Raw genomic sequence first — 21,303 nt, 5'->3', positions numbered from 1 at the left:
GTCCTCGGCGTCCGACGGGTGAACCGTCGGCGCCGAGGACCATGGGCCTGGGCCCGGAGGGGGCCCGGTCGTCACCACCGTCAGGCATCCCTCCGTCGCATGAGGATCGCCGCGGGCGTCGCGAAGACGGCGATCCACCCGAGCATAACCAGCACGGCCTGCCACGGCTCGAACACGTCGCTGCCGAGGAAGAGCGATTGCCCCACGGAGCCCGGCAGCCACTGCTGCAGCACGGTCACCCACTCGGCGCTGATGAACGACAGCACCGACGGCACCACCAGCAACAGCCCCATCGCGGCGGCGATACCGCCGGCCGTGTTGCGCACCAGAGCCCCGATGAAGAACGCCACCAGACCGATCATCGCCAGATAGCCGGCCGCCCCCACGAGCCGGGCCCACACGTCGATGTCGGTGATCGAGCTCGTCACGCCCTGCCCCTGCAGCAGCGGCCAGTCGACGAGGTAGGCGGCCAGCACGGCCACCAGCCCCACCACGAAGCTCGTGACCCCGAACACCAGGGCCTTCGCCCAGAGCACCGGCAGGCGCCTGGGCACCGCGGTGAAGCTCGAGCGGATCTGCCCGGTGCTGTACTCCCCGGTGACCACCAGCACGCCGAGCACCGAGATCACCAGCTGGTTGAACAGCACGCCGATCGAGGCGGTGAGCACCGCCGCCGAGGCGGCCTGCTCCGTGGTGCCCTCGCCCGAGACCTGGGTGAGCACCAGCAGCACGCTCACCCCCACCTGCAGGGCCACCAGCAGGGCGTACGCCCAGACGGTGGAACGCAGGGTGGAGAGCTTGACCCGCTCGCTGTCCAGCACGCCGGCGAAGCTCAGTCGCGCATCCGGAATCGGTTTCAGAGTGGTGCGCGCCGTCGTGGGCGCGGTGACGGCGGCGCTCATCGGGCCACCTCCCCGGCGAACGCGGCGGTCTTGTACTCGACCTCGTCGCGGGTGAGGCGCATGTAGGCGTCCTCGAGCGACCCCTGCACTGTCGAGAGCTCGTGCAGCGGCACGCCGATCGAGGCGGCGGCGTCACCGATCACCTCGGCTCCGACCCCGCGCACCTCGATGGTGTCGGCGTCGACGCTCGTGACGGTGACGTCGGGCTGGCCGAGCCGACGGGCGATCTCGCCGATCCGCGGGCTGCGAACCCGCACGAACGTGCCGGTCGAACCGAGGATGTCGCTCACCGACGCGTTCGCGATCACGCGGCCCTTGCCCAGCACGATGATGTGGTCGGCGGTGAGCGCCATCTCGCTCATCAGGTGGCTGGAGAGCAGCACGGTGCGGCCCTCGGCGGCGAGCGCACGGGCGAACCCGCGCACCCAGAGCACGCCCTCGGGGTCGAGCCCGTTCACCGGCTCGTCGAGGATGAGCGTGGCCGGGTCGCCGAGCAGGGCCGCTGCGAGGCCGAGCCGCTGGCCCATGCCGAGCGAGAAACCGCCCACCCGCTTGCGGGCCACCGACTGCAGGCCGGTGAGGTCGATCACCTCGTCGACGCGGCTGATCGGGATGCGGTGGGTCGCCGCGATGGCGCGCAGATGGTTGCGAGCGCTGCGGCCCGTGTGCACGGCTTTGGCGTCGAGCAGGGCGCCCACCTCGCGGAGGGGCGCGCGGTGCTCGGCGAAGGGCTTGCCGTTCACGGTCACCCGACCCGACGTCGGCCGGTCGAGCCCCACGATCATGCGCATGGTGGTCGACTTGCCGGCGCCGTTGGGCCCGAGGAACCCGGTCACCTGCCCGGGCCGCACGGTGAAGTCGACGGAGTCGACCGCCGTCCTGGCCCCGTAGCGCTTGGTCAAAGACGTGGCTTGGATCATCGTTTCGTCATCCCCTGTGGTCGTGGCGCAGTGCTTTCTGCGCGTTGTCCACGGTACGGATGCACGTTCCGCCGGTCGTCGGCCCCGGGTGCCGACGTGCGTGGTACCCGGGTACGACGGCTACCTCGTCTTCGCGGCCTTCTTCTGCCCGGCGGCCTTCTTCTCCTCCGGGGGAAGGGTGCCGGCGGCCCGGGCGTCGCGGTAGTAGTCGCGGGCCTCGGTCTGCCTGGCCCTCTCGGCTCCGGTGGCGATGGCGGCGCGCACGTGCTCCGGACCGTAACCGAACGCATCCACCAGGTCTTGCGCGTGCGGCCGCAGCCGCGCCGACAGCCGCTCGGTGTAGAGCCCCACGGCCCGGGCCCGGCTCGGCGAGAGCCGGCCGTTCATCAGGTACCAGGCGAGGTGGTTCTCCACCAGGCCCAGCCCGAACAGGTCGCGCAGCCACGTGAGCACCACGCGGGTGCCGTCGTCCATGCCCTCGGCCGCCGGGCCGTCGACGGCCTCGCTGAAGGCCTCCCACTGCAGCAGTTCGGCGTGCGCCCTGGCGGCCTCGATGATCTCCGACTGGTGCAGGTTGAACAGGTCGGCCGCATCCTTCTTCGACAGCTTCGACGCCGGCCGCAGCTTCGAGGCCACCTCGGCCACCATCGTCTCGACCCGGTCGGTGAGCAGCTGGCGCTGGGCGGTGGCCTCGCGCAGCTGACCCACCGAGCGGGCGGTGGAACCCAGGTCGGCCACGGTCTGGGCGAGCGAGCGCAGGCCGGAGCCGTTCACGGTGCGGCCCGCCGCGTTGCCCACCACGTAGCGGGCGAGCACACCGAAATCGGCCTTGGCGAAGCGGCGGCTGTAGTCGGCGAGCAGGCGCTTGGCCACGAGCTGCAGCAGCACGTGGTTGTCGCCCTCGAAGGTGGCGTACACGTCGAGGTCGGCGCGCAGCCCCACCAGGCGGTTCTCGGCCAGGAAGCCGGCACCGCCGCAGGCCTCACGGGCCTCCTGCAGGGTGTCGAGGGCGTGCCAGGTGCTCAGCGGCTTGAGCGCGGCGGCGAGGGTCTCGAGGTCCTGCCGGCCCTCATCCGTGTCGGCCTTGCCCGAGAACACCTCGTCGAACTTCGTGAGCAGCTGTTCGTGCGCGAAGCTCGCGGCGTAGGTGGTGGCGAGCTTGGGCATCAGACGCTTCTGGTGCAGCCGGTAGTCGAGCAGCACCTCTTCGTCGGTGTCGCTGCCGGCGGTGAACTGGCGGCGCTCGTTGCCGTAGGTCACCGCGATGGTGAGGGCGATCTTCGCCGCGGCGACGGATGCGCCGTCCAGCGACACCCTGCCCTGCACGAGCGTGCCCAGCATCGTGAAGAACCGGCGGCCCGGGCTGGCGATCACGCTCAAGTAGGTGCCGTCCTCGGCCACGTCGCCGTAGCGGTTGAGCAGGTTCTGTCGCGGAACGCGCACGCCGTCGAAGTGCAGGCGGCCGTTGTCGATGCCGTTCAGCCCTCCCTTCAGACCGTCGTCCTCCCCGCCGATGCCGGGCAGGAACTCGCCGGTGGCGGGGTCGCGCAGCGGAACGTAGAAGGCGTGCACCCCGTGGTTGACGTTCTTCGTCACCAGCTGCGCGAATACCACGGCGGCGATCCCGTGCTTGGCCGCGTTGCCGAGGTAGTCCTTCCAGGCGCCGCGGAACGGGGTGTCCAGCACGAACTCCCGGGTGGCCTCGTCGTAGGTGGCAGTGGTGCCGATGGCAGCGACATCCGAGCCGTGGCCCGTCTCGGTCATGGCGAAGGCGCCCGGCACCTCGAGGCTCATGATGCCCGGCAGGAAGGCGGTGTGGTGGTACTCGGTGCCGAGGTGCAGCACGGCGGCACCGAAGAGCCCCCACTGCACGCCCGACTTGATCTGCAGGCTCGGGTCGGCCGTCACGAGCTCCTCGAACCCGGCGATGTTTCCGCCGTGGTCGTCCTCCCCGCCGAGCGACTTCGGGAAGGCGCGGTGCACCTGACCGTTCTCCACCAGCAGCTTGAGCTGGCCGAACACGCGTTCGCGATGCTCATCCAGGGTCTGACCGTCGATACGCTGCAGCTCGGGCCGCGCGGTGAGCTCGCGGGCGGCCAGCCGCACCTCGGCCCAGTTGCCCAGCAGGTAGCGGCCGAGCCACTCGGTGTCGGTGCGCGCCACCACGACTCCGCTGCCGGCCGAGCGCTTGGGAAGGCGGGCCGAGGCGTCGAGCTCGTTCTCGATCTGCTCGGCCTGGGTGTCCGGCTTCGTCGTGCCGGCCTTGTCGATGGTGTCCGTCATCACTCGTCCTCGTCGTCGTGGCGTTCGACCACGGTAAGATGATGCGACGGCGCACCGAAATCACCCGTCCGCGGCCTACAACTCGGGACCGACCCGTCGGCAGAGGACTGTGGAGGTCATACAGACGTTCCCAGCTTTCGCCCACGAAGCCGAACAAACCCCGCCCGCGCCCCACCTCTCTCGCCGAGTTGCGCCGAATCGCCCTCATTCGGCGCCGGAAGGGGCGATTTGGCGCAACTCGGCGAAGGGACGGGGTGGGTGGGGGCGGTGAGTCAGTCGGGGGTCGCGCCCGAGGGGTCGTTGCGGTGGATGACGCGGCGCACCCGCTCCACCACCGAGGACGCGGGCGGCTCGTTGTAGGCGTTCGCGAGCGGCTGGCCCGACATCGCGCCGATGGCGGCCATCACGTCGTCGGTGAGCCGCCGCCGAGCCCGCGCCGACGACGCCTCCCCGTATCCGGTCGACTCGATGGGCTCACCGAACCGGATGCTCACCGGGCGCCGCCGAGGAATGGTGGCGTCGACGGGCAGCAGTTCCTCCGTACCGGTGAGGGCCACGGGAACGATCGGGCATCCGGTCGTGAGGCCGAGCCAGGCCACTCCCGTGCGGCCTCTGTACAGGCGGCCGTCGCGCGAGCGGGTGCCCTCGGGGTAGATGGCGAACGCTCCCTGGGCCTCGAGCACCTCGCGCCCGCGCTCGAGCGAGTCCTGCGAGGCAGTGGCGCTCGCCCGGTCGACCGCGATCGCGCCGATCGACTCGAAGAACGCCTTCGACAGCCGGCCCTTCGCGCCCTCGCCGGTGAAGTACTCCGACTTGGCCAGGAAGCGCACGTCGCGCGGAGCCATGAGGGTGATCACCACGCTGTCGATGAAGCTCAGGTGGTTGCTCGCGAAGAGCACCGGGCCCTCGCGCGGCACGAGTTCGCGGCCGATCACCGTCGGCCGGTACACCGTGCGCGCGATGGGTCGCGCGAGGCCTTTGGCGACGGTCTTGAGCATGCCTCCGATCCTCACACGGGGCGCATGCCGCTCTGGCTATGACGGGAACCGCAAGGCGGTGCGCATCCGGAGACCGGTCGGATGCGGCGCGGCGGCCCCCGCAGACCGGCTCAAGGCGTTTTCATAGAGACCTCAGGCAAGCTGTAAATGGTTGTCGCTGCAACCCAGCCCTGCGTCCGATCGTCGAAATGAGCCCCGTGCCCTCCGATTCCTCCTCCCTGCCCCCGAAGGCCAAAGACCAGGCTAAGAAGCTCACGGTCAAGCAGGAGCGCGAAGCCCGCCGCGCCGAGAAGGTCGCCGAGATGATCGCGATCCAGAAGCGCCAGCAGCGTAACCGCCGCATCGGCTGGATCGGCGGCAGCGCGGCCGGCCTGGTGGCACTCGGTCTCGTGATCACGTTCGTGGTCACCAGCGCCGAGCCCAAGGTCGACCCCGCGTCGATCTCCATCGGCGAGCTGCAGACCTACGACAACCTCACCTCCAACCACGTCACGGGCACCGTCGACTACGCGCAGACCCCTCCGGCCGGTGGCGACCACAACGCCGTCTGGCTGAACTGCGGCGTCTACGACCAGCCGGTTCCGAACGAGAACGCGGTGCACGCCCTCGAGCACGGCGCCGTGTGGGTGACCTACGACCCCGCCGTGGTCGACGAGGCCGGCGTCGAGACCCTGCGCTCCAAGCTGCCCGACACCTACGTCGTCCTGTCGCCGTTCGAGGGCCTCCCTGCCCCGGTGGTGGCCTCGGCCTGGGGCAACCAGGTGCAGCTCGACGGCGTCGACGACGAGCGCCTCGGCGACTTCGTCACCAAGTTCTGGCGCTCGAACGACGCGCCCGAGCCGGGTGCCGCCTGCACCGGCGGGCTCGACGCCACCGGCAAGGTGGCCTGACGGGCGTGACGGCATCCGGGTTCTCTGACGGCACCTCACCCCGCGACCCTTCGGCACCCCCCGAGTCGGTGTCGGGCGAGCTCTCCACGAACGACTCTTCTGAGACCACGGTTGCGGATGCGCGCAAGCGCTCGCGTGGCAGGCTCGCCCTCGCGGCCGTCGTGGCCGCCGCGCTCATCGCGGTGGTGGCGTTCTCGGCCGGCTGGCTCGCCGCCCCGCGCACGGCGATGCCCGCCGACACGGGCGTCGAAGCGGGTTTCGCGCGCGACATGCAGACCCATCACGACCAGGCCGTGCAGATGGCGCTGATCATCCGCGACCAGACCGACGACCCCGACATCCGATCGCTGGCGTACGACATCGCCACCTCGCAGGCGCAGCAGTCGGGCCAGATGTACGCCTGGCTGAATCTCTGGGGCCTGCCCCAGGCGTCGACCCAGCCGGCGATGACGTGGATGCTGCAACCCACGCTCGGCGGCGCCGACGACTCAGGTCACGCGCACACGGCCGGCACCGGCTCGGACGACATGGTTCCCGGCCAGCCCATGCCCGGCATGGCCACCGACGCCGACCTGGAGCGGCTCTCGGAACTCTCCGGGGTCGAGGCGGAGAGGTTCTTCCTCCAGCTGATGATCGCGCACCACCAGGGCGGCGTGGAGATGGCGAACGCCGCACTCGACCGCACCACGAATCCGCTCGTGGTCGCGCTGGCGAACGCCATCGTGTTCGCGCAGTCGGGCGAGATCCAGTACATGCAGGACCTGCTGGCCGCGCGGAGCTGATCGGCATCGCGGTGCCGGCGTCTCACAGGGCGCCCGCCCCGGTGGGTCAGGGGTGCAGAGGCGGAGCCTCGGCGTCGTCGTAGGGCGGGATGTCGTCGTAGAAGGGGCCGTCGTCGGGCGGGAACTCGTCGGGTGGCACGTCGTCGAAGAAGGGCTCCGCCTCCGGGGCCGACGTGAAACGCGTGGCCCCGCTGCGGCGGCCTCCGTTGCCGGAACCGCCATTGCGATCGGCGAACGAACCGCCGCTGCGCCCACCGCGAGCGGCACCGGAGCGGGAACCGCCCGCGCCACCGGAGCGGCCCGAGGCGGACCCACCCGAGCGGGCACCTCCGGACCGGCTCGATGCGGCCGGGGAGCCGGACCGCGCATCCGCACCGCCCTCGCCGCCACCATCGCCGGAGGCGCCCGAAGCACCGGAGGTCGCGACGGCGGCGCCGGCGACCGACTCCGGATCGAACGTCCCCGACGTCACGACCTCCACGAGTCCGGCTCCGTACGACTCCCGCTTGCGATCGCCGATGCCGGCCACGCCCTCCAGCTCGGCCACCGAGCCCGGACGCAGCGCCGCCACCGACGCCAGCGTCGCGTCGTGGAACACGACGTACGCCGGAACGCCCTGCGCCCGCGCCGTAGCGGCCCGCCAGGCCCGGAGCTCCTCGAAGAGCTCCGCGTCGGCCTCGGAGAGCTCCGCCTTCGCCGCCGAGGCGCGACCGCTGCCGCGACCGCCGCCAGACCCCGACCCCGCACCGGAACCCGAGCTCGAACGCGCCGGACGCTCCGGCTCCTTGCGCAACTGCACGGTGCGCGACCCCGAGAGCACCGCCGCGCTCTCGGGCGTGATCACGAGGGTGCCGTAGCCGTCGTCGTTCACCGCGAGCAGGCTCTGCGCCAGCAGCTGCCTCACGACGCCTCGCCACTGCTGTTCGCCGAGATCGGCGCCGATGCCCCAGGTGCTCAGCGCGTCGTGCCCCCACTGGCCCACCCGATCGGTGCGCTTGCCGCGCAGGATGTCGATGAGGTGCCCGGCCCCGAACCGCTGGTTGCGCTCCCGCTCAAGGCGCACCACGGTCGAGAGCAGCTTCTGCGCCGCCACCGTGCCGTCCCACGATTCGGGAGGCGTGAGGCAGGTGTCGCAGTTGCCGCACGGCTCACTCTTCTGCCCGAAGTAGCCCAGCAGGTTCACCCGCCGGCAGTCGACGGTCTCGCAGAGGGCCAGCATGGCGTCGAGGTGGGCCGAGAGCCGGCGTCGGTGGGCGAGATCGCCCGGCGACTCGTCGATCATGCGCCGCTGCTGCACCACGTCGTTCAGGCCGTAGGCCATCCACGCGGTGGACGGCAGCCCGTCACGGCCCGCGCGACCCGTCTCCTGGTAGTACCCCTCCACCGACTTCGGCAGGTCGATGTGGGCCACGAACCGCACATCGGGCTTGTCGATGCCCATGCCGAACGCGATGGTGGCCACGATCACGACACCCTCGTCGCGCAGGAACCGCGCCTGAGTTCGGGCACGCAACCGCGCGTCGAGCCCCGCGTGGTAGGGCATGGCGTCGACCCCGTTGGCCGCCAGGAACTCCGCCGTCTTCTCGACCGTGTTGCGCGACATCGCGTAGACGATCCCGGCGTCGCCCGAGTGCTCCGAGCGGATGAACGACAACAGCTGCTTGCGCACCTCCACCTTCGGATCGATGCGGTACTGGATGTTGGGCCGGTCGAAGCTCGCCACGAAGTGGCGCGCGTCACCGAGCGAGAGCCGCTGCGTGATCTCTTTGTGCGTGGCCTCGGTGGCCGTGGCCGTGAGCGCGATGCGCGGCACATCGGGCCACCGCTCGGCGAGCTCGGCCAGCGCCAGGTAGTCGGGCCGGAAGTCGTGACCCCACTGCGACACGCAGTGCGCCTCGTCGATGGCGAACAGGGCGATCTCGCCGCCGTCGAGGAACCGCTTCGTGCTCTCGGACGACAGCCGCTCGGGGGCGACGTAGAGCAGATCGAGCGAGCCGGCCAGGTAATCGCGCTCCACCTCGGCGCGCTCCGCCGCATCCTGAGTGGAGTTGAGGAAGGCCGCCTTGACGCCCACCGCCTTCATGGCCTCGACCTGATCGTGCATGAGCGCGATGAGCGGCGACACCACCACACCGGTGCCCGGGCGAACGATCGAGGGCACCTGGTAGCAGAGCGACTTGCCCGCGCCGGTGGGCATGAGCACCACGGCGTCGCCGCCCGCGATGACGTGATCGATGACCTCGGCCTGGTCGCCCCGGAAGGAGTCGTATCCGAAGACGCGGCTCAGGGTGTCGAGGGCTGCGGATGCGGGAGCGTCTGTCACGAGACGAGCCTAGTTCGCGGGGCTGACAGCACGGTCATCCGGGTCAGGTCTGTGGACGACATCCGGAGCCCGGGTGCGGTGCAGGAGGAGACGCGACGATCAGCGCGCGAGCGGAACCTCCACCAGGCTGAGCCCGGCCGCCGGCGAGGCGAGCACCGAATCGAGGTCGCCCCGCGTGGCGACCGAGCGGTACGACCAGCCGAACGCCTGCGCGAGCGCCGCCAGATCGACCTGCTGCGGGGTGAACATCACCCGGTCGAACGGATCGCGGGCCGCCGTGCCGGCGACTTCGAGGCCGTCGAAGATGGTGCCGCCACCGTCGTTGCCCACCACCACCTGCACCCGTGGCCGCGGCTCGCCCGGTGGCAGGTTGAGCCCGCCGACGTCGTGCAGCAGCGTGACGTCGCCGAGCAGCACGCGCGTGGTGCCGGTGCGGGCACCGCCGCCGGGATCGGACGCCGCGAGCGCGATGCCGATCGCCGTCGAGACCGTTCCGTCGATGCCGGCGAGCCCGCGGTTGGCGTGCACGACGATCTTCTTGCCGCCCACCGCCGCGTCGACCTCGCGGATCAGCCGCGACGCCCCGAGCACGAGCCGGTCGTGCGGCCAGGTGGCGCGCCAGAGCGAATCGGCCAGGTACCGGCGGGTCACGGGGGCCCGCAGCGCCGCCAGCTCGCCCTTGGCGTAGTCGCGGGCCCCGGCGAGGTCGGCCGAGCCGCCCGTCGTCACGAGCGGGGGCGCCACCTCGTCGACCGAGGCCTGCTGCTCGAGCAGTTCACGGCCGGCGAACACCCACTGGCCCGCCCAGGCGCGGGCCGCGCGGTCGCTGCGGTCCTCCGGGTCGGCGGTGATCTCGTCGACGACCACGGCATCCGGATGCGGGAGCACGGCCTCGCCCGCTCCCCTCACCACGACGGTGTCGACGTCGTCGCGGGCCAGCAGTGCCGCCACCTGCCGGCTGAGAGTGGGGTGGCCGAACACCACGGCCCGCTGCACGCGGCCGCCGAAATCCTCGTGGTCGAGCAGCGTGCGGTAACTCGCCACCAGGTTCGGGCCGAACCGCGCACCGCTCGACACCTCCGCCACCAGCGGGAGGCCCGCCGCGAGGGCGAAGGCGTTCGCGCGTTCGCCGGCGTCGGCTCCGGCGATCACGAGCGTGCGGGGTCCGCGCTCGAGGTGCAGGGCACGACCGACGGATGCCCGGGCCGACGAGATGACCGGCTCGGCAGCCGGGGCCGGCGACCCCACGTCCTCCGCGTCGGGCCTCTCATCCGGCTCGACCGCACCCGACAGGGGCTCGACGAACTGGAGGTTGAGGTGCACCGGGCCGGCACCGCGGAGGGAGTCGCCAGGCGCCGCCGGGGTGCGGCCCAGCGAGGTCTCGAACACCGCCGAGGCCAGGGAACGGGCATCCGGAATCGCCCCCGGCCGGGGAGGCTCGACGTCGAGCTCGGCACGCACGAAACGGCCGAACATACCCGGCTGCCACGTGGTCTGGTTCGAGCCCGTGCCGCGGAGTCGCGCGGGCCGGTCGGCACTCAGCACGATCATCGGCACGCCCGAGTGACTCGCCTCGACGACCGCGGGCAGCAGGTTCGCCACGGCCGTGCCCGAGGTGGTGACCACGAGGGCCGGGAGCCCTGACTCGCGGGCGATGCCGAGTGCCGTGAAGGCGGCGGCGCGCTCGTCGATGCGCACGTGCAGGGAGATGCGGCCTCGTGCCTCGGCGTCTGCCAGGGCCAGGGCGAGCGCTTGCGAGCGCGAGCCCGGCGAGACGATCGCGTGGCGCACGCCGAGGTCGACGAACGCGGTCACGAGTCGGGCGGCGAACGTGGCGGCGGGGCTGGTGCCGGGGCCGGGGCCGGTGGTGCCGGTGGTCACCGGTCGGCGCGGGGGTTGTCCTGCTCGTCGTCGGTCTCGGCGAGGCGCTTCTCGAGGTCGCGGAGGCGCTCCTCGTCGACCGGATCGTGAACAGGGCGGATGGTGCCGAGGAAGTCGGGATCGTCGTCGGGGCCGAGCGCGCGGGAGGGCGGGGTGTTCGATCGGCGTCCGCGGCCGATGAGCAGCCACAGGATTCCACCGATGGGCGTGAACAGAAGGATGATGAAGACCCACGCGACCCGCGGCAGAGCCTTCACCCTCGACTTCGGAACCATCAGGCAGTCGACGAGGGCGTACACGGTGAATGCCACGACCACGATGACGAGGGCAAGGAGTACGCGAGCCATGCTGCAACTGTACGCCCGCGACGTGGGAGCGGACTGCGCGCGGGCAGACTGTCGGCTGCACGCTGCGCCCTCCTTCGAGGCGGCGGTCAGGCAGCGCGTTCTAGACTCGTGGTCGTGAATCCCGGACGAACTTGGCTCGTGTACACCCTCATCCGCCTGGGGGTCTTCGCCGTCGTGCTCGCCCTGCTGCTCCTGCTGCAGCTCGAGCCGTGGATCGCGGCTGTGATCGCCGCCATCATCTCGCTGTGCATCTCGATCATCTTCCTGCGGAAGCCGCGAGAGGCCGCGTCGCGCACGCTGTTCGAGGCCCGCCAGAACCGCGGCCAGGCCGCGAGCCCGGCACCTGCAGCCGGCCGTGAAGACGAAGACGTCGAAGACGACGCGGTCGACCGCACCGACCGCCCCGCCGTCTGACGGGACCGGGGAGGCGAACCGCCTTCAGCTGCACGGCAGCTCAGTAGGCGAACGTCAGTAGGCGAACGAGAGCCCGAGACCGATTCCGTAGAGCAGCCCGAACAGGCTCGTCAGCTGCAGCACCGTCACGTACTCGCGCGGCTTCTTCGCGGTGAACATGATGATCGTGGCCGGCACCGTGAGCAGCAGGGTGAAGAACACCAGCCACGCCTTCGGGTAGATCTGCGCGAAGAACGCCAGCACGCCGTAGGCCACCAGCAGCCAGAACACGTAGACGATGCGCGACGCCGTGCGCCCGATGAGCACGGCCAGCGTGCGCTTCTTCACCAACCGGTCTTGATCGATGTCGCGGATGTTGTTGGCCATCAGCACCGCGCAGGCGATCGCCCCCGCGGCCACGCCACCCGCCCAGCTCTCGAAGTTCACGTCTCCCGCGAGGATGAACGTGGTGCCCGCCGTGGCCACCAGCCCGAAGAACACGAAGACGAACACCTCGCCGAGGCCGTAGTAGCCGTACGGATGCTTGCCGCCGGTGTAGAACCAGCCCGCCGCGATGGCAGCGGCGCCGACGATGAGCAGCCACCAGTGCCCGGTGATCACGACGATCACGATTCCGGATGCCGCGGCCAGGCCGAAGAAGCCCAACGCCACCGCGAGCACCCGCTTCGCCGGTACGAGCCCTGAGCCGGTGAGACGCGGAGGGCCGACCCGCACGTCGTCGGTGCCACGCACACCGTCGGAGTAGTCGTTGGCGTAGTTCACGCCGATCTGCAGGAAGATCGCCACGAGCAGGCAGAGCCCCACGAGCACCTTCGAGATGTCGAAGTCGGTGGCCACCATGCCCGCTCCGGTGCCGATGGCCACGGGGGCCACGCCGAGCGTGAGAGTTCGGATGCGGGCTCCCGCGATCCACGCACCGGCGGCCGAGCGTGGGCCGGCCGGTGCCGGGCGCTGCGCGGTGCGGGCCGAGGTGCGGGCGGGGTGGCCCGAGGGGCGCTTCTTGGTTCTGGACATCGGGCTGATTCTATTCGCCGGTGGGTTCGAGGCCTGAATGCCCGACGTGAGCTGTGGATGGATTCGCTATGACCCGCGCCTGTGGAGGGGTCTCGCCCACCCGCTGCTCGATCAGCCGCCGGTCGGGCTTGCCCGACGACAGCCGGGGCAGCTCGGGCACGAACACCACCGCCGCCGGCGCCGCCGCCCGCCCCGCCACGGCCACCACGGCCGCGCGCACCCGCTCCACCCGCTCGCCCGCCACCTCCACGACGACCGCCCCCTCGGCACCGGCCTCGGCACCGGCGCCCCCGCCCGCGCCCGCTGCCCCGCCGCCGGTTCGCGCACGTGAACCCGCCGCCGACGCCCCCACACGCTCGGCTCCACCCTCACGTGCGCCAACACCCCCCTGTGCCGTGGGCGCACCCTCGAGCACCACCACGCCCACCTGGCCCCAGCGCTCGCTGGCGCGCGGCACCACCACCGCTCCCTCGAAGCCCGGCAGGCCCTGCACCACGCGTTCGACGCGGCCGAGCGACACCTTGATGCCACCCGAGATGATGAGGTCGTCGAGGCGCCCCGTCACCGAGACGACGCCGTCGACCACCGTGCCGCCGTCGCTCGTGCGGTACCAGCGTCGGCCGTCGGCCGTGCGGAACCGCTCGGCCGTGAGCACCTCGTCGCCCAGGTAACCCTCGGCGAGCGTGGGGCCCGAGATCTCGAGTTCGCCCTCGTGCACCCGCACCAGGGTGCGACCGAGCGGGCGGCCCTCGTACACGCAGCCACCGGCCGTCTCGCTGGCCCCGTAGGTTCTGATCACCGCGAAGCCCAGGTCGAGCGCGCGCTCGCGCAGCGGCTCCGGGAGCGCCTGGCCGCCCACGAGCATGCCGTCGAGACGGGCCACCAGACGCCGGATGCCGCGATCGGCCTCCGCTGCCTCGACCAGCCGGGCGAGCTGCGCCGGAACCAGCGACGTGAACCGCAGCGGATGCTCGAGTCGAGCAGTCAGATCGGCGAACACCCCCGGCGAGAAACTGCCCGACGGGTGCACGACCGGCTCGGTGCCGGCCGCGATCGACCGCACCAGCACCTGCACCCCCGCGACGTAGTGGGTGGGCAGCGCCAGCAGCCATTGACCCGGCCCGCCGAGCGCCTGTTCGGAGGCGGCGGCCGAGGCCAGCAGCGCATCCGAGCTGAGGGCCACGCGCTTGGGCACCCCGGTCGACCCCGACGTCTCGATGACGACCGACACCGCCTTCGGAACCTCGGCCGGCACCGGAACCGCCCGCTCGCCCCCCGCGTCGCCCAGCGGAACACCGCCGCCGCCCGCCGCCGGTGCAGCCGCACCCCCCGCTCCACCACGCCCACCTTCGCGCGGCAGCAGCGCCGGCCCCTCGTTCGCCAGCGCCACCCGCAGCCGAGCGGTCAGCTCCCGCGCGCCGAGCCCGGAGAGAACCTCGAGCGGCCTCGACATCAGAAGTGGTACGGGAACGACGACCAGTCGGGCGAGCGCTTCTCGAGGAACGCATCGCGCCCCTCCACCGCCTCGTCGCTGCCGTAGGCAAGGCGGGTGGCCTCGCCGGCGAAGATCTGCTGGCCCACGAGCCCGTCGTCGACCGCGTTGAACGCGTACTTGAGCATGCGGATGGCGGTGGGCGACTTGCCGAGGATCACCCGCGCCCACACCAGCGCCTCGCGCTCGAGCTGCTCGTGCGGCACCACCTTGTTCACCGCCCCCATCTCGTACGCGCGCTGCGCGCTGTACTCCTCGGCGAGGAAGAACACCTCCCGAGCGAGTTTCTGCCCGATCTGGCGGGCGTAATAGGCACTGCCGTAACCGGCGTCGAACGAGCCGACATCCGCATCCGTCTGCTTGAAACGACCGTGCTCCGCACTCGCGATGGTGAGGTCGCACACCGCGTGCAGCGAGTGCCCGCCGCCGGCCGCCCACCCGGGCACCACCGCGATGACCACCTTGGGCATGAACCGGATGAGCCGCTGCACCTCGAGGATGTGCAACCGGCCTGCACGCGCCGGGTCGATGCCCGCCGCCGTCTCTTCTTCTGAGTACTTGTAGCCGTCGCGACCCCGGATGCGCTGGTCACCTCCGCTGCAGAACGCCCAGCCGCCGTCGCGCGGGCTCGGCCCGTTGCCGGTGAGCAGCACCACTCCCACCTTGGGGTTCTGCCGCGCGTCGTCGAGCGCGGCGTACAGCTCGTCGACCGTCTTGGGCCGGAAGGCGTTGCGCACCTCGGGTCGGTTGAACGCGACGCGCGCCACCGTTCCCCGCACGTCGAGGTGGTAGGTGATGTCGGTGAACCCCTCTGAGCCGGGGGCCACCACCCACTCGGCGGGGTCGAAGATCTCGGAGACGAAGGCGCTGTCGGTCATGCTGCAAGGTTACGCGGGTGCTGCCGCCCGGAGCCGTGGAGGGGGTGATTGTGGAGAGATGATGCGGGGGCGAGACTGGTGCTGTGGAAGACGCCCAGCACCGCCCGACCCTGAGGGCCGACGACCCCTCTGCCGCCGACCTGCTCGACCGGATGCACGTGGTCGCCATCCCGCTGCACACCCGTTTTCGCGGCCAGACGGTGCGTGAGCTCGCGCTCTTCGACGGGCCGAAGGGCTGGACCGAGTTCTCCCCCTTCCTCGAGTACGACGACGCTGAGGCGAGCACCTGGCTCGCCGCCGCGACCGCCTTCGGCTGGCACGACCTGCCGGCCCTCCACCGAGACCGCATCCTGGTGAACGCGACGCTGCCCGCCGTGCCTGCCGGGCAGGTCGACGAGGTGCTCGCCCACTACGACGGCTGCCGCACCGTCAAGGTGAAGGTGGCCGAACGGGGCCAGACGCTCGCCGACGACGTCGCGAGGGTGCGTCGGGCCCGCGAGGTGGTGGGCGACGAGGGCCGCGTGCGCATCGACGCGAACGGCGGCTGGAACGTCGACGAGGCCGAGCACGCCATCCGGAGCCTCGCCGAGTTCGACCTCGAGTACGTGGAGCAGCCGTGCGCGAGCGTGGAAGAGCTCGTCGAGATCAGGCAGCGCGTCGGCGACTCGCTCGACATCCTGATCGCCGCCGACGAGAGCGTTCGCAAGGCCGACGACCCGGTGGCCGTCGCCCGTGCGGGCGCCGCGGATCTCATCGTGGTGAAGGCGCAGCCCCTCGGCGGAGTCGCCCGCGCCCTCCGCATCGTGGCCGAGGCCGGGCTGCCCGCGGTCGTCTCCTCGGCCCTGGAGAGCTCGGTGGGTATCGCGATGGGCGCACATCTGGCCGCGGCCCTGCCCTCACTCGAGTTCGACTGCGGGCTCGCGACCGTCGACCTCTTCACGGGCGACGTGGTCGGCCCGGCGCAGAGCCTCGTGCCGCACGGCGGCAGCATCCCGGTGGAACGCCCGCGTGTCGATGCAGCCCTGCTCGAGCGTCACCGCGCACCGGATGCACGTCGGCGGTGGTGGGCCGAACGAGTCGCCCGAACCCACGCCCTGCTCGGCGAGGTCTAGCGCCCGGGTCGAAGGCCCGAGGCCCGAGCCGAAGGCCTACAGCCCCGAGTACGCGTGCAGCCCCTTGAAGAACACGTTCACGATGCCGAAGTTGAACAGCACCGCCGCGAACCCCACGATGGCCAGCCACGCCGACCGCGAACCGCGCCAGCCGCGCGTGGCCCTGGCGTGGATGTACCCGGCGTAGATGACCCAGATGATGAAGGTCCACACCTCTTTGGTGTCCCAGCCCCAGTACCGGCCCCAGGCGCGCTCGGCCCAGACGGCGCCGGCGATGAGCGTGAAGGTCCAGAACACGAAGCCCACGATGTTCACGCGGTAGGCCAGGCGCTCCAGCGTCTCGGCGTCGGGCAGCGTCTTCAAGAACCGCAGTCGCAGGGCCGAGGCGATGCGCGACACTGAGTCGCCTCGGGTCTGCAGCAGCTGGATGACGGAGAGAGCGCCGCCGAGCGCGAAGAACGCCGTGCCGAGAATGGCCACCAGCACGTGGATGACGAGCCAGGCCGACTGCAGTGCCGGCGGCAGCGGTGCCACGCTCACGTAGTAGTTGAGCGTCGAGACCCCGAGCAGGATGAGCACGAGGCCGGTGACGAAGGTGCCGAGGAACCGCAGGTCTTCGCGCAGCAGCACGATCAGGAACACCATCACGATCAGCAGCGTGCCGGTGATGGAGAACTCGTACATGTTGGCCCAGGGCACCCGCGAGGCGGCCACGCCGCGCAGGATGACGCCGGCCAGCTGGATGACGAAGGCCAGGATGGTGAACGACACCCCGAGCCGCAGTGCGATCGAGCGCTTGCCCGCGGCGTCGACGCCGGCCAGCGACACCAGTCCCGACTCGTCGGGCAGCGCGGCACCGGATGCCCGTGCCGGGCGCTTCGACGACGAGACCGACCCGCCTGACGCGGCGCTGGCATCCGCCCCCACCGTCGCGAGCTCAGCGTCGGAAGCAGACGAAGACGCAGACGCAGACGAAGTCGCAGACGCCGCGGAAACCGCCGTCTTCACCGTCGACGACCGCCGTGCGAGATCGAGCGCGAACGCGATGAACGCGAGCGCGTACACGGCCATGGCCGAGTAGATGAGGATGATCGAGATCTCGTCGAGGGTTTGCGTCACGGTAGAAGCCTAAGCCTTGGTTTCGGGGGGTGGGCCGGGAAGGTGCTTGTCGGCGAGGGCCGCCACGGCCTCCACCAGTCGGGGGTCGTCACCACGCGCCAGTCCGGCGTATTCGACGTGCACGGAGCCGTCGGGGCGCTCCGTCGCCTTCACCCACACGCGGCGGCGCGGGATGAACAGCGACGTCAGCAGGCCCGCCAGCACGAGGATGGCGAACAGCAGCACCCAGCCCTGGGTCGGGTCGTGGTGCACGTCGAACGAGGCGAAGCGCTTCACGTCGTCCAGCGACACCGTGCCGAGCCCGTTCGGCAGGTCGGCCGTCTCACCCGGCTTGAGCTCGATCGAGTCGACCCCGGTGGAGCCTCCTGTGAGCTGCGTCATGGTGTCGGTGTCGAGCGAGTACACCGAGGCGGGCACGCCGTCGTTCAGCCCCAGGTCGCCGTCGTACACGTTGAGGGTGAGCACGGGGTACTGCAGGTCGGGGAAGGTCGAGAAGTAGACCCCGGATGACGCCTCCGACTGGGTCGGGTAGAAGAACCCGATCATGCCCACCTGCTCCGGCAGGCCGTCGGGAACCTTCACCACGCCGAGCGAGGTGAGGTTGGCGTCCTGCGGCAGGAACGGCACCGAGTCGGTGAACACCACGTCGCCGGCCGGGTTCCGCACCGTGATGGTGGGGGCGTACCCGTTTCCGAGCAGGTACACGTCGGTGCCGCCGATCTTCAGCGGGTCGTTCACCTTGATGTTCGCCTCAGACGGGTTGCCGTCGGCATCCGTCGTGCTCACCGCCGCGTCGTAGTCCAGCGGCTGGCCGAACGCCTTCAGCGACTGCGTCTCGTAGGTGGCCGAGAAGGAGTCGAGGGTGATCTGGTACGGCGAGAGGGCGTCGTCGTCGAAGAAGCGCCCCGGGTTGAAGGAGTCGTAGGCGAGCAGGGTGTTCACGAAGGTCTGCCCCTCCACCACCACGCGCTGGCCCTGGTAGCCGAACCCGCCGCCCACTCCCACGGTGATCAGGATGCCGACGAGCGCCGAGTGGAACACGAGGTTGCCGGTCTCGCGCATGTAGCCGCGCTCGGCCGACACCGACACCGTCTCGAGCCCCGTCTTGCGGTCGGCCCCCGTGAACACCACGGTGCGGTAGCGCTGGCGCTTCAGCAGGGTGCGGGCCGAGTCGATCACCGAGGCCGGGGAGGCTCCGTCGGCGGGCTGCACGTCGCGCGTGGTGAAGCCGGCGAGCCGCGACAGCCGGGCCGGGGTGCGCGGCGGCTTGGCCCGGAGCGCGTCGAAGTGGTGCTTCGTGCGCGGGATGACGCATCCGATCAACGACACGAACAGCAGCAGGTAGATCGACGAGAACCACACCGAGGTGTACACGTCGAACGCCTGCACCTTGTCGAGCACGGGAGCGAGGTCGGGGTTGTCGACGAAGTATTGGGTGACGCCGTTCGGATCGGCGGCGCGCTGCGGCACGAGCGACCCTGGCACGGCGGCGAGCGCGAGCAGCAGCAGCAGGAACAGCGCGGTGCGCATGCTCGTGAGCTGCCGCCAGAACCAGCGCAGCCAGCCGACGGGCCCGAGCTTGGGCTGCGTGATGTCGTCGCTGTCGCGGGCGGGCCGCGCCCGCTCGTCGGCGGAGTCGATGTGATCAGATGGACGGGACAAAACCGGAGATCACCGCCTGCAGCTCGTAGATCCAGATCGTCCAGAGGCCGGTCACCATGAGCAGTCCGATCACGACGAGCACGGCCCCGCCGACGATGTTGATGGTGCGGATGTGGCGCTTAAGGAAGGCGACCGACCCCGTCACCCAGTCCAGCCCCAGCGCCACCAGCAGGAAGGGCACGCCGAGCCCGATGCAGTAGAACAGGCCCAGCAGCACGCCGCTCCAGGCCGAGCCACTGGTGAGGCTGAGAGCCTGGATGGCGCCGAGGGTCGGACCGATGCACGGCGTCCAGCCCAGGCCGAACACGATGCCCAGGATGGGCGCCCCGGCGAGGCCGGTGGCGGGCTGCCAACGTGGCTTGATGGTGCGCTGCAGGAAGCCGAACTGGCCGATGAACACCAGGCCGAGCGCGATCACCACCACGCCCATGATGCGGGTGAGCAGGTCCTGCCAGCGGAACAGCCAGGTACCGAGCGCCCCGAAGGCCGCCGAGTAGGCCAGGAACACCACCGAGAAGCCCAGCACGAACAGCGCGATGCCGAGGAGCATCCGTCGCCGGGCCGCCTTCGCGGCGACTCGCGCCTCCCCGGCGGTCGGGGTCGAGTTGCCCGCCACGGCCCGCGGCCCGGCGATTCCGCTCACGTAGCCGAGGTACCCCGGCACGAGCGGTAGCACGCACGGCGACGCGAACGACACCAGGCCGGCGAGCAGCGCGATCGGGATGGCGAGCAGCAGCTGCCCGCTCAGCACCACCTCGGCGAAGGGATTGTTCACGCTCAGCCGGCCGTCGCGGCGGGCGTCGAGGAGGCCGCCGGAGTCGAGGCCGGCAGCGTGCCGAGGCTCGTCTTGATCAGGGTGTCCAGAATCGAGGGGTCGCTCACCCGGCCCAGGATGCGCGCGGCCACCCGGCCCTGGGTGTCGAGCACGAGGGTGGTCGGCACCGCGTTCGGCGCCACCGTGCCGGCGAAGGCGTACTGCATGGCGCCGTCGGTGTCGACGATCGAGGGGTAGCTCACGCCGTAGGTCTCGGCGAACGACCGCGCGGTGGCCGCCTGGTCGCGCACGTTCACGCCCAGGAACGTGGCGCCGGCGCCCTTGTACTCGGTGCTGAGCTTCTCGAGGTCGGGGGCCTCGGCGCGGCACGGGGCGCAGCCGGCGTACCAGAAGTTGAGCACCAGCACCTGGCCGGCGTAGTCGGCGGAACTGATGGCGTCGCCGTTCTCGTCGGTGCCCTGGAACGCGATGGGCTCGCCGCGGTCGGCCTCGTCGATCTCGGTGACGGTTCCGTCGCCCGAGATGTAGCCCTTGTTGCTGCCCTGCAGGTACTGGTCGGCCAGCGGGTCGTTGGCACAGCCCGCGAGCAGCAGCGCCACGGCCGCGAGGCCGGCGGCGAGTGCGACCCGGGCGCGGGTTCGGGTTCCGGTGCGGGCCGAGCTGTGCGCGCTCATACGGCCCCCACATCGGTGGCCGAGGCCTGCAGACCGGCGGCCGGATCGGTGTACCCGACCTCCACGAGGCGGCCGTCGCGCAGCTCGAAGCTGGTGATGCTCGACAGGGCGCACCGGCGCTTTCGCGGATCGTGCGGCAGAGCCTCGCCCACGATGGAGCGGTGCGCCATCCAGATGGGCAACTGGTGACTCACCATCACGATGTCGCCCTCGACACCGGATGCCTCGGCCCGGCCGTGCGCATCCGTCATGGCCGCGCGCATGCGGGCCGCGATGCTCGTGAAGTGCTCTCCCCACGCGGGCAGCCACGGGTTCCAGAGGAAGCGCCACATGCGCGGATCGCGGAGGGCTCCGCCGGGGCCCGACATCCGTCGCCCTTCGAAGGCGTTGGTGGGCTCGATGATGCGGTCTTCGATGGCGGGTTCGAGCTCGAGCGCCTCGGCGATCGGGCGACCCGACTCGCGCGCCCGCTGCAACGGTGACGTATAGAGGTACGCGATGGGCCGATCGCGCTCGACGAGGTCGGCGGCCGCTGACGCCGCCATGCGGTGGCCGAGCTCGGAGAGGCCGAAGCCGGGGATGCGACCGTAGAGCACGCCGTTCGGGTTGAAGACTTCACCGTGACGGACGAGATGGATCTGGCGGGCGGACACCGGTCAATTCTACGAGCGCCCCACCCGAGCTTTTGCCGAGAGGCCGAGACTGCTCCCATCGTGAAGCTGCGCTTCACCAGATGTGTAGAACTATGAGATTGTGCTGAACAGTGCTGAGCGGAAAACTAGAGGTCAGAAAGGCTTACTCATGACCCTCATCACACTCTCCGCATTCGCTCTCGTC

The 21,303-nt window shown here is 71.0% G+C and carries 18 protein-coding genes and 1 pseudogene; 4 read left to right on the top strand and 15 right to left on the bottom strand.

All coding sequences use genetic code 11. From position 1 onward, the window contains the following. Positions 1 to 80 precede the first annotated feature (80 nt). The 4 genes from ACEXOR_RS01530 to ACEXOR_RS01515 all read right to left on the bottom strand — a co-directional run bounded on the left by ACEXOR_RS01530 (position 81) and on the right by ACEXOR_RS01515 (position 5,103). Complete coding sequence (locus tag ACEXOR_RS01530; RefSeq protein WP_374847614.1) at positions 81 to 902, bottom strand: ABC transporter permease; 822 nt, start codon at positions 900 to 902, stop codon at positions 81 to 83. Further along, the gene (locus tag ACEXOR_RS01525; RefSeq protein ID WP_374847613.1) at positions 899 to 1,822 is read right to left on the bottom strand and encodes an ABC transporter ATP-binding protein; all 924 of its coding nucleotides are present in this window, start codon (positions 1,820 to 1,822) and stop codon (positions 899 to 901) included. The genes ACEXOR_RS01530 and ACEXOR_RS01525 overlap by 4 nt, the downstream gene beginning before the upstream one ends. Positions 1,823 to 1,942: 120 nt before the next feature. Continuing rightward, positions 1,943 to 4,105: an acyl-CoA dehydrogenase family protein gene (locus ACEXOR_RS01520; RefSeq protein ID WP_374847612.1), complete on the bottom strand. Its 2,163-nt coding sequence runs from the start codon at positions 4,103 to 4,105 to the stop codon at positions 1,943 to 1,945. A 272-nt stretch (positions 4,106 to 4,377) separates the two neighbouring features. Continuing rightward, positions 4,378 to 5,103, bottom strand: a complete 726-nt coding sequence (locus ACEXOR_RS01515) for a lysophospholipid acyltransferase family protein (protein ID WP_374847611.1) — start codon at positions 5,101 to 5,103, stop codon at positions 4,378 to 4,380. A 188-nt stretch (positions 5,104 to 5,291) separates the two neighbouring features. Here ACEXOR_RS01515 and ACEXOR_RS01510 point away from each other — a divergent pair, with 188 nt between their 5' ends. Then, complete coding sequence (locus tag ACEXOR_RS01510; RefSeq protein WP_374847610.1) at positions 5,292 to 5,993, top strand: thioredoxin-like domain-containing protein; 702 nt, start codon at positions 5,292 to 5,294, stop codon at positions 5,991 to 5,993. A gap of 5 nt (positions 5,994 to 5,998) precedes the next feature. Continuing rightward, positions 5,999 to 6,775, top strand: coding sequence for a DUF305 domain-containing protein (locus ACEXOR_RS01505; protein ID WP_374847609.1), 777 nt, complete (start codon positions 5,999 to 6,001; stop codon positions 6,773 to 6,775). A gap of 466 nt (positions 6,776 to 7,241) precedes the next feature. Here the strand turns inward: ACEXOR_RS01505 and recQ are convergent. From recQ to ACEXOR_RS01490, 3 genes and pseudogenes are all read right to left on the bottom strand, one after another. Further along, positions 7,242 to 9,098: pseudogene (gene recQ / locus ACEXOR_RS01500) on the bottom strand (DNA helicase RecQ); the annotation flags it as partial. 99 nt (positions 9,099 to 9,197) lie between these two features. Then, positions 9,198 to 10,979, bottom strand: coding sequence for a 2-succinyl-5-enolpyruvyl-6-hydroxy-3-cyclohexene-1-carboxylic-acid synthase (gene menD / locus ACEXOR_RS01495; RefSeq protein ID WP_374847608.1), 1,782 nt, complete (start codon positions 10,977 to 10,979; stop codon positions 9,198 to 9,200). Further along, complete coding sequence (locus ACEXOR_RS01490) at positions 10,976 to 11,326, bottom strand: PLD nuclease N-terminal domain-containing protein (protein ID WP_374847607.1); 351 nt, start codon at positions 11,324 to 11,326, stop codon at positions 10,976 to 10,978. The genes menD and ACEXOR_RS01490 overlap by 4 nt, the downstream gene beginning before the upstream one ends. A gap of 114 nt (positions 11,327 to 11,440) precedes the next feature. On the opposite strand from ACEXOR_RS01490, the gene ACEXOR_RS01485 reads away from it, so the two are divergent. Next, positions 11,441 to 11,740: a DUF4229 domain-containing protein gene (locus ACEXOR_RS01485; protein WP_374847606.1), complete on the top strand. Its 300-nt coding sequence runs from the start codon at positions 11,441 to 11,443 to the stop codon at positions 11,738 to 11,740. A 54-nt stretch (positions 11,741 to 11,794) separates the two neighbouring features. Here the strand turns inward: ACEXOR_RS01485 and ACEXOR_RS01480 are convergent, their stop codons facing one another. Genes ACEXOR_RS01480 through ACEXOR_RS01470 form a run of 3 tightly spaced genes read right to left on the bottom strand, consistent with a single transcriptional unit; the run spans position 11,795 to position 15,124 of the window. Continuing rightward, positions 11,795 to 12,754 (bottom strand): 1,4-dihydroxy-2-naphthoate polyprenyltransferase, encoded by a 960-nt coding sequence (locus ACEXOR_RS01480; RefSeq protein ID WP_374847605.1) that lies wholly within the window; start codon positions 12,752 to 12,754, stop codon positions 11,795 to 11,797. A 10-nt stretch (positions 12,755 to 12,764) separates the two neighbouring features. Further along, positions 12,765 to 14,207 carry an AMP-binding protein gene (locus ACEXOR_RS01475; RefSeq protein WP_374847604.1) on the bottom strand — a complete coding sequence of 481 codons (1,443 nt, stop codon included), beginning with the start codon at positions 14,205 to 14,207 and terminating at the stop codon, positions 12,765 to 12,767. Then, a complete protein-coding gene (locus ACEXOR_RS01470) occupies positions 14,207 to 15,124 on the bottom strand; it encodes a 1,4-dihydroxy-2-naphthoyl-CoA synthase (protein ID WP_374847603.1) in 918 nt (305 codons plus the stop codon). The genes ACEXOR_RS01475 and ACEXOR_RS01470 overlap by 1 nt, the downstream gene beginning before the upstream one ends. Before the next feature lie 152 nt (positions 15,125 to 15,276). Between ACEXOR_RS01470 and ACEXOR_RS01465 the strand changes: the two genes are divergently transcribed. Continuing rightward, entirely contained in the window at positions 15,277 to 16,236 is a 960-nt protein-coding gene (locus ACEXOR_RS01465; protein ID WP_374847682.1) for an o-succinylbenzoate synthase, read from the top strand. Positions 16,237 to 16,272: 36 nt separating this feature from the next. Here ACEXOR_RS01465 and ccsB read toward each other — a convergent pair whose 3' ends face one another. The 5 genes from ccsB to ACEXOR_RS01440 are packed head-to-tail and all read right to left on the bottom strand — an operon-like array spanning position 16,273 to position 21,119. Then, complete coding sequence (ccsB, locus tag ACEXOR_RS01460) at positions 16,273 to 17,355, bottom strand: c-type cytochrome biogenesis protein CcsB (protein WP_374847602.1); 1,083 nt, start codon at positions 17,353 to 17,355, stop codon at positions 16,273 to 16,275. Between the two features lie 9 nt (positions 17,356 to 17,364). After that, entirely contained in the window at positions 17,365 to 19,017 is a 1,653-nt protein-coding gene (gene resB / locus ACEXOR_RS01455; protein ID WP_374847600.1) for a cytochrome c biogenesis protein ResB, read from the bottom strand. Further along, complete coding sequence (locus ACEXOR_RS01450; RefSeq protein WP_374847681.1) at positions 19,001 to 19,798, bottom strand: cytochrome c biogenesis CcdA family protein; 798 nt, start codon at positions 19,796 to 19,798, stop codon at positions 19,001 to 19,003. Before ACEXOR_RS01450 ends, resB begins: the two co-directional genes overlap by 17 nt. Next, positions 19,795 to 20,466, bottom strand: coding sequence for a TlpA family protein disulfide reductase (locus ACEXOR_RS01445; RefSeq protein WP_374847598.1), 672 nt, complete (start codon positions 20,464 to 20,466; stop codon positions 19,795 to 19,797). Before ACEXOR_RS01445 ends, ACEXOR_RS01450 begins: the two co-directional genes overlap by 4 nt. Next, positions 20,463 to 21,119 carry a histidine phosphatase family protein gene (locus ACEXOR_RS01440; RefSeq protein ID WP_374847597.1) on the bottom strand — a complete coding sequence of 219 codons (657 nt, stop codon included), beginning with the start codon at positions 21,117 to 21,119 and terminating at the stop codon, positions 20,463 to 20,465. The genes ACEXOR_RS01445 and ACEXOR_RS01440 overlap by 4 nt, the downstream gene beginning before the upstream one ends. Between the last annotated feature and the right edge of the window lie 184 nt (positions 21,120 to 21,303).

The organism is Herbiconiux liangxiaofengii, assembly GCF_041927335.1.
GTDB classification, from domain to species: Bacteria; Actinomycetota; Actinomycetes; order Actinomycetales; family Microbacteriaceae; genus Herbiconiux; species Herbiconiux liangxiaofengii.
The sequence above is the reverse complement of the archived record's forward strand: the minus strand, read 5'-3'. Positions and strand labels throughout refer to the sequence as shown.

Coding starts and splice junctions, on each gene's coding strand:
- ACEXOR_RS01530 (WP_374847614.1), bottom strand. CDS start 902: ATGAGCGCCGCCGTCACCGCGCCCACGACGGCGCGCACCACTCTGAAA.
- ACEXOR_RS01525 (WP_374847613.1), bottom strand. CDS start 1,822: ATGATCCAAGCCACGTCTTTGACCAAGCGCTACGGGGCCAGGACGGCG.
- ACEXOR_RS01520 (WP_374847612.1), bottom strand. CDS start 4,105: ATGACGGACACCATCGACAAGGCCGGCACGACGAAGCCGGACACCCAG.
- ACEXOR_RS01515 (WP_374847611.1), bottom strand. CDS start 5,103: ATGCTCAAGACCGTCGCCAAAGGCCTCGCGCGACCCATCGCGCGCACG.
- ACEXOR_RS01510 (WP_374847610.1), top strand. CDS start 5,292: ATGAGCCCCGTGCCCTCCGATTCCTCCTCCCTGCCCCCGAAGGCCAAA.
- ACEXOR_RS01490 (WP_374847607.1), bottom strand. CDS start 11,326: ATGGCTCGCGTACTCCTTGCCCTCGTCATCGTGGTCGTGGCATTCACC.
- ACEXOR_RS01480 (WP_374847605.1), bottom strand. CDS start 12,754: ATGTCCAGAACCAAGAAGCGCCCCTCGGGCCACCCCGCCCGCACCTCG.
- ACEXOR_RS01475 (WP_374847604.1), bottom strand. CDS start 14,207: ATGTCGAGGCCGCTCGAGGTTCTCTCCGGGCTCGGCGCGCGGGAGCTG.
- ACEXOR_RS01470 (WP_374847603.1), bottom strand. CDS start 15,124: ATGACCGACAGCGCCTTCGTCTCCGAGATCTTCGACCCCGCCGAGTGG.
- ACEXOR_RS01465 (WP_374847682.1), top strand. CDS start 15,277: ATGCACGTGGTCGCCATCCCGCTGCACACCCGTTTTCGCGGCCAGACG.
- ACEXOR_RS01445 (WP_374847598.1), bottom strand. CDS start 20,466: ATGAGCGCGCACAGCTCGGCCCGCACCGGAACCCGAACCCGCGCCCGG.